At 70.1% G+C, this 12,518-nt stretch carries 16 protein-coding genes and 1 other RNA gene; 7 read left to right on the top strand and 10 right to left on the bottom strand.

Annotated features, from left to right (window positions below):
- Window positions 1–56: 56 nt before the first annotated feature.
- The gene (locus tag G5B31_RS07135) at window positions 57–1,031 is read right to left on the bottom strand and encodes an NADPH:quinone oxidoreductase family protein (RefSeq protein ID WP_165015285.1); all 975 of its coding nucleotides are present in this window, start codon (window positions 1,029–1,031) and stop codon (window positions 57–59) included.
- Between the two features lie 339 nt (window positions 1,032–1,370).
- Between G5B31_RS07135 and G5B31_RS07130 the strand changes: the two genes are divergently transcribed.
- From G5B31_RS07130 to G5B31_RS07120, 3 genes are all read left to right on the top strand, one after another.
- Window positions 1,371–1,733 carry a helix-turn-helix domain-containing protein gene (locus tag G5B31_RS07130; RefSeq protein ID WP_165015283.1) on the top strand — a complete coding sequence of 121 codons (363 nt, stop codon included), beginning with the start codon at window positions 1,371–1,373 and terminating at the stop codon, window positions 1,731–1,733.
- A gap of 84 nt (window positions 1,734–1,817) precedes the next feature.
- Window positions 1,818–2,618: an inositol monophosphatase family protein gene (locus G5B31_RS07125; protein WP_165015280.1), complete on the top strand. Its 801-nt coding sequence runs from the start codon at window positions 1,818–1,820 to the stop codon at window positions 2,616–2,618.
- Window positions 2,619–2,905: 287 nt separating this feature from the next.
- Window positions 2,906–4,246, top strand: a complete 1,341-nt coding sequence (locus G5B31_RS07120) for an 8-oxoguanine deaminase (protein WP_165015277.1) — start codon at window positions 2,906–2,908, stop codon at window positions 4,244–4,246.
- A gap of 4 nt (window positions 4,247–4,250) precedes the next feature.
- Here G5B31_RS07120 and G5B31_RS07115 read toward each other — a convergent pair whose 3' ends face one another.
- The 3 genes from G5B31_RS07115 to G5B31_RS07105 are packed head-to-tail and all read right to left on the bottom strand — an operon-like array spanning window position 4,251 to window position 5,799.
- Window positions 4,251–4,982 carry a bifunctional 2-polyprenyl-6-hydroxyphenol methylase/3-demethylubiquinol 3-O-methyltransferase UbiG gene (locus G5B31_RS07115; protein ID WP_165015273.1) on the bottom strand — a complete coding sequence of 244 codons (732 nt, stop codon included), beginning with the start codon at window positions 4,980–4,982 and terminating at the stop codon, window positions 4,251–4,253.
- Between the two features lie 13 nt (window positions 4,983–4,995).
- Window positions 4,996–5,328 carry a hypothetical protein gene (locus G5B31_RS07110; RefSeq protein WP_165015270.1) on the bottom strand — a complete coding sequence of 111 codons (333 nt, stop codon included), beginning with the start codon at window positions 5,326–5,328 and terminating at the stop codon, window positions 4,996–4,998.
- Window positions 5,329–5,337: 9 nt separating this feature from the next.
- Window positions 5,338–5,799, bottom strand: coding sequence for a hypothetical protein (locus G5B31_RS07105; protein ID WP_165015267.1), 462 nt, complete (start codon window positions 5,797–5,799; stop codon window positions 5,338–5,340).
- Between the two features lie 150 nt (window positions 5,800–5,949).
- On the opposite strand from G5B31_RS07105, the gene G5B31_RS07100 reads away from it, so the two are divergent.
- Both G5B31_RS07100 and G5B31_RS07095 read left to right on the top strand, forming a co-directional pair.
- Window positions 5,950–6,531, top strand: coding sequence for a hypothetical protein (locus G5B31_RS07100; protein WP_165015264.1), 582 nt, complete (start codon window positions 5,950–5,952; stop codon window positions 6,529–6,531).
- 31 nt (window positions 6,532–6,562) lie between these two features.
- The gene (locus G5B31_RS07095) at window positions 6,563–6,880 is read left to right on the top strand and encodes a ribonuclease E inhibitor RraB (RefSeq protein WP_165015261.1); all 318 of its coding nucleotides are present in this window, start codon (window positions 6,563–6,565) and stop codon (window positions 6,878–6,880) included.
- A gap of 257 nt (window positions 6,881–7,137) precedes the next feature.
- On the opposite strand, the gene G5B31_RS07090 is transcribed toward G5B31_RS07095, so the two are convergent.
- The gene (locus tag G5B31_RS07090; protein WP_165015258.1) at window positions 7,138–7,989 is read right to left on the bottom strand and encodes a LysR family transcriptional regulator; all 852 of its coding nucleotides are present in this window, start codon (window positions 7,987–7,989) and stop codon (window positions 7,138–7,140) included.
- Window positions 7,990–8,109: 120 nt separating this feature from the next.
- Between G5B31_RS07090 and G5B31_RS07085 the strand changes: the two genes are divergently transcribed.
- Window positions 8,110–8,328: a DUF1127 domain-containing protein gene (locus G5B31_RS07085; RefSeq protein WP_165015255.1), complete on the top strand. Its 219-nt coding sequence runs from the start codon at window positions 8,110–8,112 to the stop codon at window positions 8,326–8,328.
- A 135-nt stretch (window positions 8,329–8,463) separates the two neighbouring features.
- Window positions 8,464–9,234 (top strand): Bax inhibitor-1/YccA family protein, encoded by a 771-nt coding sequence (locus G5B31_RS07080; protein WP_165015252.1) that lies wholly within the window; start codon window positions 8,464–8,466, stop codon window positions 9,232–9,234.
- A gap of 77 nt (window positions 9,235–9,311) precedes the next feature.
- Here the strand turns inward: G5B31_RS07080 and G5B31_RS07075 are convergent, their stop codons facing one another.
- From G5B31_RS07075 to G5B31_RS07055, 5 genes are all read right to left on the bottom strand, one after another.
- Complete coding sequence (locus G5B31_RS07075) at window positions 9,312–10,073, bottom strand: SDR family oxidoreductase (protein WP_165015249.1); 762 nt, start codon at window positions 10,071–10,073, stop codon at window positions 9,312–9,314.
- A 164-nt stretch (window positions 10,074–10,237) separates the two neighbouring features.
- On the bottom strand, window positions 10,238–10,405 hold the full coding sequence (gene rpmG, locus G5B31_RS07070; protein ID WP_023666545.1) for a 50S ribosomal protein L33: 168 nt from the start codon (window positions 10,403–10,405) through the stop codon (window positions 10,238–10,240).
- A 271-nt stretch (window positions 10,406–10,676) separates the two neighbouring features.
- Window positions 10,677–11,077: RNase P RNA component class A (gene rnpB / locus G5B31_RS07065), an RNA gene on the bottom strand.
- A gap of 12 nt (window positions 11,078–11,089) precedes the next feature.
- On the bottom strand, window positions 11,090–11,752 hold the full coding sequence (locus G5B31_RS07060) for an N-acetylmuramoyl-L-alanine amidase (protein ID WP_346763889.1): 663 nt from the start codon (window positions 11,750–11,752) through the stop codon (window positions 11,090–11,092).
- Complete coding sequence (locus G5B31_RS07055; protein ID WP_165015244.1) at window positions 11,749–12,483, bottom strand: hypothetical protein; 735 nt, start codon at window positions 12,481–12,483, stop codon at window positions 11,749–11,751. The genes G5B31_RS07060 and G5B31_RS07055 overlap by 4 nt, the downstream gene beginning before the upstream one ends.
- Between the last annotated feature and the right edge of the window lie 35 nt (window positions 12,484–12,518).

The raw sequence follows: 12,518 nt of genomic DNA, 5'->3' as shown, positions 1-12,518 counted from the left end.
GGCGCGATGTGACGAAGGCACGCGCCTTCGTCAAGGAAGCAGCAGATCGGCAGGGTTCACCCCGCCGATCCCTCCCCCACCGTCAGCACGATCTTCCCCGTCGCCTTGCGGCTGCGGATCGCCTCCAGCCCCTCGGGCAGGCGGTCGAAGGGCAGCGCGGCAGAGACATGCGGGCGCAGCTTCCCCTCGGCATACCAGCGCAGCAGCACCTCCAGCGAGCCGGTCAGCTCCTGCGGCGCAAAGGACAGGTAGCCGCCCCACCAGAAGCCGATCACGCTGACGTTGCGCACCAGCAGTTGGTTCAGCGGCACCTTCGGCACCTCGCCGCCGGCGAAGCCGATGACCAGCATCCGCCCGCCCGGCCGGGTGGCGCGCAAGCTCGCCTCGAAGCCCGGGCCGCCCACGGTGTCGTAGACCACATCCACCCCGCCCAGATCGCGCAGCGCCGCCTTCAGGTCGGGGTGGCCGGCGTCGATCACCTCCTCCGCCCCGGCCGCCCGGGCCAGCGCCGCCTTCTCCGCCCCGCGGACCTGGGTGATGACCCGCGCACCTAGCAAATGCCCGATCTCCACCGCCGTCAGCCCGACGCCCCCGGCCGCGCCGGTGACGAACAGCGTCTCGCCCGGCCGCAGCCCGGCCTTGCCGGCCAGCGCCAGATGCGAGGTGCCATAGGCGATCTGGAACCCGGCGGCATGGTCGAAGGGCATCGCCTCGGGCAGCGCCAGCAGCCGGTCGGCCGGCACCACCGCCCATTCGGCGAAGGCGCCGCAGCGGACATGCGCCGCCACCCGCGCGCCGGGGGCGAAGGCAGCACCGGGTCCCGCATCCTCCACCACCCCCGCCAGTTCCATGCCGGGGATGAAGGGCAGACCCGGCCGGTCCTGGTATTTTCCCTCGGCCATCAGCAGGTCGGCGAAGTTCAGCCCCGCCGCGGCGACCCGCAGCAGCACCTCGCCCGGCCCCGGCACCGGACGCGGCAACTCGGCCAGCCGGGGCGGCTGACCCAGGGTCTCGACAAGCCAGGCCTTCATCTCGCTCTCCCTCTTGCGGTGCCGGCAGGCTAGCCTGCGGCCGCAGCCGGAGCCAGAGGCCAGCTTCATTGCATTTCGCAATCATATGTGCATAATGAAACTGCACAACGGAAAACCCGCGGAAGGCGAGTCCCGAAGGCCCTTGGCGCGCCAGAGTGTTGTCCACAGACCGGCCGCAAGTTGTTATACACACGTGGAATTGCCACTGTCCAAATGGACAGGTTTTGACAGGCATTTGCTTCATCTCCGATTCTTTTCAGAAAATGCGGATTTTGGCACGATTTATGCTTATCTGAAGGTGGGGACCCCGCGCCGGGAAGGCGCCTTACGGAGTAAAGAATGAAGCACCCGGTTGACGCCCATGTGGGCAAGCGTATCCGCCATCGCCGCTGGATGGTGGGAATGACCCAGCAACAGCTTGCCGACAAGGTGGGCATCAAGTTCCAGCAGATCCAGAAATACGAAACCGGGATGAACCGGGTCAGCGCCTCGCGGCTCTGGGACATCGCCGATGCGCTCGGTGTGCAGATCGCCTTCTTCTTCGAGGGCCTGTCCGGGGACGAGCCGGCCGCTGCCACCGGCCATGGCGACATCCTCGCCGACAAGGAGGCGCTGGACCTCGTCCGCTCCTATTACGCCATTCCCGAGGCGCAGCGCCGCCGGCTGTTCGATCTGGCGCGCGTCCTGTCCGAAGCGGCCTGACCGCCGCCCGATCAGCGCCCGATCGCCGCTTGACCCCCGCCCCGGCGCTGACTACGCCGGGGCATCGGGTTTCAGGGGGATGCGATGCGGGTTTCCGGGGAAGAGGCGGCGGAACTGGTGGCGACGGCCCATGCGCTGGCCGATGCGGCGCGCGAGGCGACGCTGCAGCATTTCCGCCGGGCCGGACTGTCGGCCGAGACCAAGGAGACCCACCGCTTCGACCCCGTCACCGTGGCCGACCGGCTGAGCGAGGAGCGGATGCGCGCCATCCTCGCCGCCCGCCGGCCGCAGGACGCCATCCTGGGCGAGGAATTCGGGCCGAAGCCCGGCACATCGGGCCTGACCTGGGTGCTGGACCCGATCGACGGCACCCGAGGCTACCTGTCGGGCACGCCGACCTGGGGCGTGCTGGTCGCGGTCTCGGATGTCGAAGGCCCGCTCTTCGGCATCATCGACCAGCCCTATATCCGCGAACGCTTCGAGGGCGGCCTCGGCCGGGCCGAGGTCAACGGCCCGATGGGCCGCGCCGCGCTGGCCGTGCGGCCGCCGCGCACCCTGTCCGAGGCGATCCTGTTCACCACCTTTCCCGAGGTCGGCACGGCGCAGGAAGGCGCCGCCTTCGCCCGCGTCGCCGGGCAGGCGCGGCTGGTCCGCTACGGCATGGACTGCTACGCCTATGCGCTGCTGGCCGCGGGCCAGATCGACCTGGTGATCGAGGCCGGGCTGCAGGCCTATGACGTGCAGGCCCCCATCGCGGTGATCGAGGCCGCCGGCGGCATCGTCACCGATTGGTCCGGCGGGCCGGTGCACCATGGCGGCCAGGTCCTCGCCGCCTCCTGCCCGGCGCTGCACGCCCGGGCGCTGGAGCTGCTGAACGCCCGGTGAGGCAATTGCGCCGCTGCCGCGGCAAGCCCTGTCGTTGTGGCCAGCGGAGCCTCTTGTGTCTTCTGTCGCCTGATGGGGGCATTCTGCCCCCCATGCCATCGGTTTCTCGAACCGATGGCGAAACCGCTGGCATACCCCTGAGGATATTTTTCTCCAGAAAGAGGAGAGGGGCTTGGGGAAGAATTGAGCCCCTTGCGGGTTTCGGCTAATCTCGCCGCCGCGTGCCCGAGTCCTTCCCCCTTCTGTCGGCCCGCCGCATCGTTCCACCGAAGGGGATGGAGGGAACGATGCCGGACATCCTGATCCGCAATGCCGCCGCCGTGGTGACGATGAACGCCGCCCGCGAGGAACTCGCCGGGGGCGATGTGCTGATCCGCGGGGGCGTGATCGCCGCCGTCGGCCAGCGACTGGCCGCCGAGAAAGCCGAGGTGGTGGAGGCCGCGGGCTGCGTGGTCACGCCGGGGCTGGTGAACACCCATCACCACCTCTACCAGACCCTGACCCGCGCCGTGCCCGGCGGGCAGGACGCGCTGCTGTTCGGCTGGCTGAAGACGCTGTATCCGATCTGGCAGCGCTTCGGGCCGGAGGAAATCTTCGCCTCGGCCCAGGTCGGGCTGGCGGAACTGGCGCTCTCGGGCTGCGCGCTGACCTCGGACCACCTCTACCTCTACCCGAACGGCGCCCGTTTGGAGGACACCATCCATGCCGCCGCCGAGGTGGGCCTGCGCTTCCATCCCACCCGCGGCGCCATGAGCATCGGCGAAAGCGCGGGCGGCTTGCCGCCGGATTCGCTGGTGGAAGCCGAGGCGGCGATCCTGAAGGACATGGAACGGGTGGTGGACGCCTTCCACGACTCCGCCGAGGGGTCGATGTGCCGGGTCGGGCTGGCGCCCTGCTCGCCCTTCTCGGTCAGCCGCGACCTGATGCGCGAGGCGGCGGTGCTGGCGCGCGACAAGGGGGTGATGCTGCACACCCATCTGGCCGAGAACGGCGAGGACGTGGCCTGGTCGCTGGAGAAGTTCGGCTGCCGCCCGGGGCAATATGCCGAGGACCTCGGCTGGACCGGGCCGGATGTCTGGCACGCCCATTGCGTGAAGCTGGATGGTTCGGAAATCGCATTGTTTGCCCGGTCGCTGACCGGCGTCGCCCATTGTCCATGTTCGAATTGTCGCCTCGGCTCCGGCATCGCGCCGGTGCGGGCGATGCGGGACGCCGGGGTGAAGGTCGGGCTGGGGGTGGACGGCTCGGCCTCGAACGACGCCGGCAACCTGGCAGCGGAGATGCGGATGGCGATGCTGCTGCAACGCGTCGCCCGCGGGGCGGATGCGATGGCGGCGCGCGAGGCGCTGGAGATCGCCACCCTGGGCGGGGTGCGGGTGCTGGGGCGCAGCGACTGCGGCAGCCTGGAGCCCGGCAAGCGGGCCGACATCGCGCTGTGGGACCTGCGCGGGATCGAGGCCGCGGGGGCCTGGGACCCGGTGGCGGCGCTGGTCCTCTGCGGCCCGCAACGGGTGCGCGACCTCTGGGTCGAGGGGCGGCAGGTGGTGCGCGACGGGGTGCTGGCGACGCTGGACCTGGGGCTTGCGGTGGAGCGGCAGAACCGGCTGGCGGCGCGGCTGGCGGGGTAGGACCTCAGGCGCTCTGCGCCGCGACCAGCAGCATCATCGGCCGTTCCCTCTCTTCGGCCAGTTCCGGCATCGCCGCGACCTGTTCCGGCGTCGGCGCGAATTCCTCGATCCGCCGCAGCCGGAAGCCCGCGCCCAGCAGGGTGTTGACCGTGGTCACCAGGGTGCGGTGGTATTTCAGCACCCCCTTGGCGAACCAGTCGGTGCGGCGCTCTCCCTCGATGGAATAGCCGTTGACGGGCCAGGTCTGGCGGCCGTCCTCGTCCCGCAGCCAGTGCGGATGCGCGGCGGCCATGAAGATCGGGTGTTCGATGGTGAAGACCAGATCGCCGCCCGGAACCAGCGCCGCGTGGATGCTGCGGATCAGCCGCGCGAAGTCCTGAACATAGTGGAAGGCCAGCGCGCTGTAGACCAGGTCGAAGGCCGCCCCGGGCAGGTCCAGTTGCTCCAGATCGGCGATGCGGTAGTCGATGGCGGCATCATCGGTGTCGGCCCGGGCCCGGTCGATCATCTTCCGCGACAGGTCCAGACCCAGGACGGAAGCCGCCCCCTGCCGGCGGAACCAGCGCGCGGCCCAGCCGAAACCGCAGCCGAGATCGGCGACGCGCCTGCCGGCCACATCCGGCAGCAGGGCCCGGATCGCAGGCCATTCCGGCGCACCGTCCAGTCCCTGCACCTGCCGCGGCAACCGGCTGTAGCCGGCGAAGAAATCGGGATTGTCGTAGATGTTCTGGGCCATGCTGTCGGGCGGCTTACGGCGCCGCCCATTCCCCCTCGGCATTCCGTTTCAGCAGGGCGACGAAGGTGCCGGCCTGCGCGCCCTCCAGCGAGACCCCGACGATGCAGGCCCAGGCCCCGCCCCCGGCGCTGCTGCAATAGCCCTGCGGCGCGATGCGGGCGTCCCGCGCCACGGCGTCCTCCTCCGGCGAGGCGGCGGCGGCGATCATGCCCTCGCGGGCGACCCGGACGATCTCGGCCTTGCTCGGCCCGCCGAACAGGACGCTGGGGCCGAGGAAGACATAGCCCGCCCCGGCGGCGGCGATCAGCAGCAGGGCGGCGATGGTGAGGAACCGGCGCGAGGCCATGGCAGATTCCTAGCGGCGCGAGGGGAAGCCGATCAGCGCCGCCAGCAGCAGCACCGCGCCGCCGCCCGCCCAGGCCATCGCGCCGGTCCCCGCCACCTCGGGCAGCTTGCGGGCGAAATCGCCCAGGGTATCGGCGGAGGGCAGCGGCAGGCCGAGCGCCGTGGCCTGGTCGCGCAGCCGCAGCAGGGCGTAGGCCATCATCGCCACCGCGCCGCCGCCGGCCAGGAAGGCCAGCGCCCGCGACGGGGCGCCGAGGATCGCCAGCAGCAGGAACAGCCCGGCCAGCACGAAGGTGGCAAGGAAGGCCAGCAGTTCGGGCGCATCGGAGGCGAGCTTCTGCAAGGTCTCGACGCTGGGGTCCAGCTCCTTGACCAGGTCCCAGGGCACGAAGCGCACGAGCCCCGGGTTCAGCCAGGGCAGGAACAGGCCCGCGACCATGGCGATGGCGGCAAGGATGGCGATGGCGCGCATGGGCGGGCTCCTTTCGGCTCTGGCCGGGACTTTGCGGCCCCGCCTGCCGCGCCGCAAGGGGAATTGGCGCGGGGCCGGTCGGGATTTCCCCCTTTGCCGCCGCCCCGCCGACGGATTATCCCGTCAGGCGGTCGGACAAGGAGAACGGCGATGCGGGGCATTTCGGGGGCGATGGCGGGGCTGGCGCTTGTGGCGATGGCTCAGGCCGCAGCGGCCGAGCCGCGGGCCGAGGCGACGGGCAACTGGGCCGGGGCCGCCGGCGGCGGCTTCCATTTCCGCGCCACGCTGGACGGGGTGGCGGACAGCGTGACGCTGGTCATCCGCAACGGCATGGACGGCGTGCCCTCCGCCGCGGCGGAGCCGGAGCTGGTGGTGCCGGAGTTCGCGCTGTCGGCCTTCGCCACCAACCGGCTGGAGGTGGTGGAGGGGCCGGAGGGCAGCACCCTGCAGGTGGTGACCGATTTCGCCGACGAGACCGGCGAGGGGCGCGAGGTGGTCTCGCTGCGGTTCATCGACTTCCAGTTCACCGTGACCGGCTATGCCTTCCGGCTGGCCGAGTATACCGACGGCGGAACCCGGGACTACGGCTGCGAGGTCGACCTGCTGGCGGGAAAAGTGACTGAGGACGGCCGGACCCGCGACCTGCCGGCGATGGACCTCGCGGCGCTGAACGCCAGCAGCTGGCGCCACGACGCGGCCTTCACCCGCGGCTGGTGCAGCGCCGGCGGTTGAGGGCGGGCAGCGGAGGGCGTATGACGGGGCCATGAGCCACAATTACGCCGCCCAGAGACGCGAGACCTTCGACACCTTCCGCCAGTCGAAAGGCGTCAAGCTGCCCGAAAGGGCGGTGATCGACTACGCCTTCTTCGTCGAGGAGGAGGAGGCCGACTGGGCCGGCTTCGAGCGGGCGCTGAAGGCGAAGGGCTTCCGGGTCAAGCGGCTGAAGGACGGCGAGACGGTGATCGCCTCGATCGGCCCGGTGGCGGTGACCGGCGAGGAGGTCTGGCACTGGGAGGAACTGGCGACGCGGATCGCGCTGGCCTTCGACTTCTACCCGGACGGGTGGGAACTGGATCTGTAGGGGAATTTCAACGGCTCGTCCGGGCGAGAACAGGCGAGGCATTGCCTCGCCCCCGCCCGTGCGGACGGTTTCGCCCGGAGACGGTGGTGGCACATGACCCCGAGAGGCCAGCGCCCGCCCGGGCGGGCGAGAAGCGCCCGCCCGGGCGGGCGGGCGGGCGCTGGCCGGGCCTTGAAGGCCCGGCCGGACAAGGGGAAGCGTTGCGCGGTGGCGAAGGCACGCGCCTTCGCCATGGTTACGGCAGCCCTCGCGCGCTCTCACCCGCCATAGGCGCAGCGCAGTTCCGACAGCAGCAGTTCCATCACCTCGTCCCGCCGGCGCTGGTTGCGGTAGAGGCCGATCTTCATCTCGCCCAGTTTCGGCAGGGCGTTGTCGCCGGGGATCGGCGCGCAGCCGGCGGGAATGCCGCCCTCCAGCCGCACCGAGACGGCAAGGTCCGCGGCCACCGTCGCCTCCACCGCCTGCTCGCTCTCGCCGCCGGTGGCGAGTTCCCAGGGGATGCCGGCCTCGTCCAGCGCGGCTTGGGTGCGGGGGCGGAAGATGCAGCTGTCCTTGAACCCCAGCCGCAGCGGCCGGCGCTGCCAAGCGGTGCCGCCCGGCGCGCCGATCCAGACCAGCGGCCGCGCCCCCAGCACCTCGGCCCCCGGGTCGGGCGCCATCTCGGTGGTCACGATCACGTCGAACTCGCCGCGGGCGAAATCCTCCTTCATCGGCAGGGTGAAGGAGGACATCAGGTTCACCCGCACCCGCGGATAGGCCTGCGCCAGCCGCTTCAGGATGCCCGGGATCGCCGGATAGACGATGTCGCAGGGCACGCCGAGCCGCATCTCGCCCTCGAAGGCGCCGGTGGCGAAGCGCGACAGCACCTCGTCGTTCAGCGCCAGCATCCGGCGGCCGTAGGACAAGAGCTGCTCGCCCTCGGGCGAGAGCACCAGCTTCTTCGCCGCCCGCAGGAACAGCAGCTGGCCGAGGCTCTCCTCCAGCCGCTTGATCTGCATCGAGACGGCGGATTGCGTGAGGTTCAGGAAGCCCGCGGCGCGGGTCACTCCGCCCACCTCGGCCACGGTGACGAAAGAGCGCAGGGCGGCAAGGTCGAGGTTGCGCGGCATATCACGGTTCCTGATTCATGGCGTCACGATCATTCATTTCCATAATGAAGCACGAGAGCGCATCTTCATCAACAGGAATGATCCCCCGGATGAATATCACGTTTGATGATGGAGAGAACGATGACCTCCCCTGCCCGCACCCTGCCCTTCCGCCCGCTGCCGCTGCGCCGCCGCGGCCTTCTCGCCCGTCTGCTGGGCATGGCCTCGCTGCGCCGCCAGCGCGCCCGGCTGGCGGCTCTGGACGACCGGATGCTGCGCGACATCGGCCTCAACCGGCCGGAAGCCGAGGCCGAAGCCGCCCGCCCGGCCTGGGACGCGCCGCAGCACTGGCGGAAATGACGGCAAACCCCGGGCGGAAATGACGATTTCCGGCCCGGTTATTCTTGAAATCCTGCGCCATCGCCCCGATATTCGGGCCATGTGGCCGCGCCGGCCAAATCGGCGTTGCCCTCAGGGACAACATCGGAGGCTTGAATGGCTCAATTTGACACGGTCCGCAGCGTCGGCGTAGGCGCCCGCGCCCAGATCGACGAGGGGCTTCGCGCCCATATGAACAAGGTCTACGGGCTGATGTCCGTGGCAATGCTGATCACCGCCGGCGCCGCCTGGGCGCTGGCCGGCCTGTCGGTCAGCAGCACCCCGACCGAATACCAGATCAGCGCGACGCAATGGCTGACCGACTTCGGCTACGCGCTCTACGTCTCGCCGCTGAAATGGGTGATCATGTTCCTGCCGCTGGTGATGGTCTTCGCCTTCGGCGCGCTGATCAACCGCATCTCGGCCGCCGGGGCGCAGGTGTTCTTCTACGTCTACGCGGCGCTGATGGGGCTGTCGCTGTCGTCGATCTTCCTGGTCTTCACCTCGACCTCGATCGCGCAGACCTTCCTGATCACCGCGATCGCCTTCGCCGGCCTGTCGCTCTACGGCTACACCACCAAGCGCGACCTGTCGGCCATGGGCGCCTTCCTGGTGATGGGCCTGATCGGCCTGATCGTGGCGATGGTGGTCAACATCTTCATCGGCTCCTCGGCGCTGGCCTTCGCCATCTCGGTGATCGGCGTGCTGATCTTCGCCGGCCTGACCGCCTGGGACACCCAGAACATCAAGAACACCTATATCCAGCACGCGGCCGCGATGGACCAGGAGTGGCTGGGCAAGGCCGCCATCATGGGCGCGCTGAACCTCTACCTCGACTTCATCAACCTGTTCATGTTCCTGCTGCAGTTCCTCGGCAACCGCGAGTGACCTGCTGCCAGGGCGGATGCGAAGGGCCGGGGGAAACCCCGGCCTTTTTCCGTTGCGGCGGCAACCCTGAGACGGCCTCAGACCTTGCAGATCGAATTGCCGCCATCCGCCAGCATCGCCGTGCCGGTCACGAAACTCGCCATATCCGAGGCGAGGAACAGCGCCGCTTTCGCAATTTCTTCCGGCCGGGCAATGCGCTTCAACGCATGAAGACCGGCGATGAAGGTTGCCGCATCCGGGTTCGTCGCCGCGTCTCCGGCCATGGCGGTCATCGTTCCCCCGGGCAAGAGCGCGTTGGCCCGGACACCCTGCGCGCCGTATTCGACGGCAATCGCCTGCACCAACCCCACCAGCCCGGCCTTCGACGCCGCATAGCAGCCCATCCCGGGCAGGGTTGCGGTATGGCCGATGAAGGAGCCGGTGAAGATCAGCGACCCGCCCCCGCGCGCCACCAGAGCCGGAAGCTGCGCCCGCGCGGTAAGACAGGCCGAGGTCAGGTTCGTCGCCAGCACCTCCGCCCATTCCTCGGGCGGGGTTTCCGCAACCATGCGTCCGCTGCCCAACCGCCCCGCATTGTTGAAGGCACCATCCAGCCCGCCGAACTCGGACTGTGCCCGGGCCACCAGCGCCTCGGCATAGCCCGCCTCCGTCACGTCGCCGGGCAGCGGCACCGCCCTTCCGCCGCTTGCAACGATCCGGTCGGCGACGGTGGCAAGCTCCCGCTCCCGCCGCGCGCCCAGGACGACCGCCGCACCGTTCCTGGCGAACAGGTCGGCCGCCGCCGCGCCGATCCCGCTCGAAGCGCCCGTGATGATGAAGACCTTGTCTTTCAGAAGCATCGCAATTCCTTTCGCTGTCGATGCGAAGGACCTAGGCCGCCGCGGCCGATGCCTCGACCCGGAAGCTGCGCATCCGCGGCCCGGAACCTGCGCCTGCAGCACCGCCCGGCAAAGCAAAAGGCCGCCCCAACGGGCGGCCCTATCGCGTCACAGGTCCGGCGATCCTACTTGATCTTGCCTTCCTTGTATTCGACATGCTCCCGCTTCACGGGGTCGTATTTCTTCACCACCATCTTCTCGGTCATGGTGCGGGCGTTCTTCTTGGTCACGTAGAAGTGCCCGGTGCCCGCCGTCGAGTTCAGACGGATCTTGATCGTCGTCGGCTTCGCCATAGTCGTCTCTCCTGCCTCGGAGAAACGGCGTTTCCCCGGAAATCCTTGAAGCCCGCCTTTTAGCCGCGCGCCCGGCGGAGTCAACAGCGAAACGGGGCGGGCGGGAAGGATTCTGCGCCGCCCCCCGCAGCAGGCGCCGCAGCGGGGGCCGGCCCCCCGCACCCCCGGAGTATTTGGATCAAGAGGAAGGGGAAGGGCGATCTCCCTCCTCTTTCTGGACACAAATATCCCGGGGGGCCCGGGGGGCTGGCCCCCCGGCCTCGGCCGGAAAACGCGCGGATGGCCTGTAAGCCGGATTCTGTCCCGGCGGTTGCCCGCCATGGATGACCATTCCTCTAGCCCCCGCCTTGCGGAGGGGGTCCAGCTGCCAACCCGGGCCTCTCGGGCTGAAGCATCCCTGCGGCGGTATCCCTTTCAGGACCAGCCCCGCGCGAGGCCCCTATTCGGCATTGCTCCGGGTGGGGCTTGCCGTGCCGGTCCGGTTGCCCGTCCCGCGGTGGGCTCTTGCCCCACCGTTTCACCATCACCCCGGCGAACCGGGGCTGTCTCTTCTCTGTGGCGCTTTCCCTGGGGTCGCCCCCGCCGGGCGTTACCCGGCACCCTTGCCTCATGGAGTCCGGACTTTCCTCGCCCCCGGATCAAGTCCGGGGCCGCGGTCATCCGGCCATCCGCGCGAGGGGGGACTTAGGCGCCCGCCCGGCCCGCGTCAACCGGGAAGCGCGCCGCAAGGTCGGCGGCCAGCGCCGCATCCTCCGGCGACAGCGGCCCTTCGGCCCACGGGCGGAAGCGTCGGCGGAAGGCGGCCAGCAGCAGGTCGTCCGCCACCGGCGGATAGCCGAAGCGCGAGGCATCGGCGCGAAAATCCCCGGGCGCACGGGGCGAGGGCCAGACCGACAGGCCCCGCAGCGCCAGCCTGCGCCAGTCGAAGCGCGGGCCCGGGTCGGCCTTCCGTCCCGGGGCCATGTCGGAATGCGCGATCACCCCCTGCGGCGGGATCGACCAGCGCGCCAGGATGCCCGCCAGCAGCGCCTCCAGCGCCCGCATCTGCGGCTCGGGGAAGGGATGGTCGCCGCGGTTGGCCAGCTCGATGCCGATGGAGCGGCTGTTCACATCCGTCCGCCCGCCCCATTCCCCCGCCCCGGCGTGCCAGGCGCGGGCCGCCTCGGGCACCAGCGCCTCCGCCGCGCCGGTCTCGGACAGCAGCCAATGCGCCGAGACCTCGGCCGCCGGGTCGCAGAGCCTTTCGCGCGCCTCGGCGCAGCTGGCCATGGCGGTGTAATGGATCACCACCAGCGAAGGGCGCAGGCCGTCCCGCCGTTCACCGAAATTCGGCGAGGGGAAGGTCACTGCAGGGCGGTGCGGAAGGGGCGCGGGTCCCAGGAGCAGGCGAAGCCGTCGCCGTCGGGGTCGAGGCCCTGCCGGTCCTTGTCCGGCCCGCCCTTGGCCAGAAATTCCTGCTGCGCCAGATCGGGCGAGGCGAACTTGGCACAGGCGATCATCGGGTCGCGCTTGATCAGGCCCGAGCGGCTGTAGAGCGGCGTCCCCGGGTCGTTGGTGGTCTTCAGCGCGTAGTCGACGATGTTCGGTCCCAGTTCGCCCGGCCGCACCGGCAGGTCCTTGGGCTGGACCACGACATATTGCGCCCGGTTGCGCTCGATCCGTTCCTTGTCGCTCTCGATGGTCTCGCGCGAGGCGACGGCGGAGAAATCCTGCTCGTCGGAAATCCCGGCATGGCCGAGATTGGCAACCTCGCCGGATTCGGACTTGATGCCGGCGGGGGCGTCGCCGCGCGGCCGGTTCGGGTCCAGCGTGCCGAGCGGGGCATCGGCCACCGGGGCGGGAGCCGCCGCGGGCGCGGGCGTCACGCCCGAGGCGCGGTCGATCGCGGCCGAGGCGGCGGCGGGGTCGAAACCGGCCGCCGGGGCGGGCGCGGCCGGGGAGGCCGGCGGCGTGGAAGTGTTGCGGATATAGCTGTTGTAATCTTGGAACCCGACCCCGGCGCCGGAATCCGGCACCTGCGGCTGGCAGGCGGCCAGCAGGGGTGCAGCCAGAAGGACCATGGCGGAACGGCGGATCATCACTGCCTCATGCGGAATGCGGGAACGGCTTTTCG

The sequence above is a fragment of the Rhodobacter sp. SGA-6-6 genome (assembly GCF_011043545.1).
Lineage (GTDB): Bacteria > Pseudomonadota > Alphaproteobacteria > Rhodobacterales > Rhodobacteraceae > Pseudogemmobacter.
The sequence above is the reverse complement of the archived record's forward strand: the minus strand, read 5'-3'. Positions and strand labels throughout refer to the sequence as shown.

Excerpts from the sequence above, each read along its gene's own strand:
- G5B31_RS07135 (WP_165015285.1), bottom strand. The coding sequence starts at position 1,031 with ATGAAGGCCTGGCTTGTCGAGACCCTGGGTCAGCCGCCCCGGCTGGCC.
- G5B31_RS07130 (WP_165015283.1), top strand. The coding sequence starts at position 1,371 with ATGAAGCACCCGGTTGACGCCCATGTGGGCAAGCGTATCCGCCATCGC.
- G5B31_RS07125 (WP_165015280.1), top strand. The coding sequence starts at position 1,818 with ATGCGGGTTTCCGGGGAAGAGGCGGCGGAACTGGTGGCGACGGCCCAT.
- G5B31_RS07120 (WP_165015277.1), top strand. The coding sequence starts at position 2,906 with ATGCCGGACATCCTGATCCGCAATGCCGCCGCCGTGGTGACGATGAAC.
- G5B31_RS07115 (WP_165015273.1), bottom strand. The coding sequence starts at position 4,982 with ATGGCCCAGAACATCTACGACAATCCCGATTTCTTCGCCGGCTACAGC.
- G5B31_RS07110 (WP_165015270.1), bottom strand. The coding sequence starts at position 5,328 with ATGGCCTCGCGCCGGTTCCTCACCATCGCCGCCCTGCTGCTGATCGCC.
- G5B31_RS07105 (WP_165015267.1), bottom strand. The coding sequence starts at position 5,799 with ATGCGCGCCATCGCCATCCTTGCCGCCATCGCCATGGTCGCGGGCCTG.
- G5B31_RS07100 (WP_165015264.1), top strand. The coding sequence starts at position 5,950 with ATGCGGGGCATTTCGGGGGCGATGGCGGGGCTGGCGCTTGTGGCGATG.
- G5B31_RS07095 (WP_165015261.1), top strand. The coding sequence starts at position 6,563 with ATGAGCCACAATTACGCCGCCCAGAGACGCGAGACCTTCGACACCTTC.
- G5B31_RS07090 (WP_165015258.1), bottom strand. The coding sequence starts at position 7,989 with ATGCCGCGCAACCTCGACCTTGCCGCCCTGCGCTCTTTCGTCACCGTG.
- G5B31_RS07085 (WP_165015255.1), top strand. The coding sequence starts at position 8,110 with ATGACCTCCCCTGCCCGCACCCTGCCCTTCCGCCCGCTGCCGCTGCGC.
- G5B31_RS07080 (WP_165015252.1), top strand. The coding sequence starts at position 8,464 with ATGGCTCAATTTGACACGGTCCGCAGCGTCGGCGTAGGCGCCCGCGCC.
- G5B31_RS07075 (WP_165015249.1), bottom strand. The coding sequence starts at position 10,073 with ATGCTTCTGAAAGACAAGGTCTTCATCATCACGGGCGCTTCGAGCGGG.
- rpmG (WP_023666545.1), bottom strand. The coding sequence starts at position 10,405 with ATGGCGAAGCCGACGACGATCAAGATCCGTCTGAACTCGACGGCGGGC.
- G5B31_RS07055 (WP_165015244.1), bottom strand. The coding sequence starts at position 12,483 with ATGATCCGCCGTTCCGCCATGGTCCTTCTGGCTGCACCCCTGCTGGCC.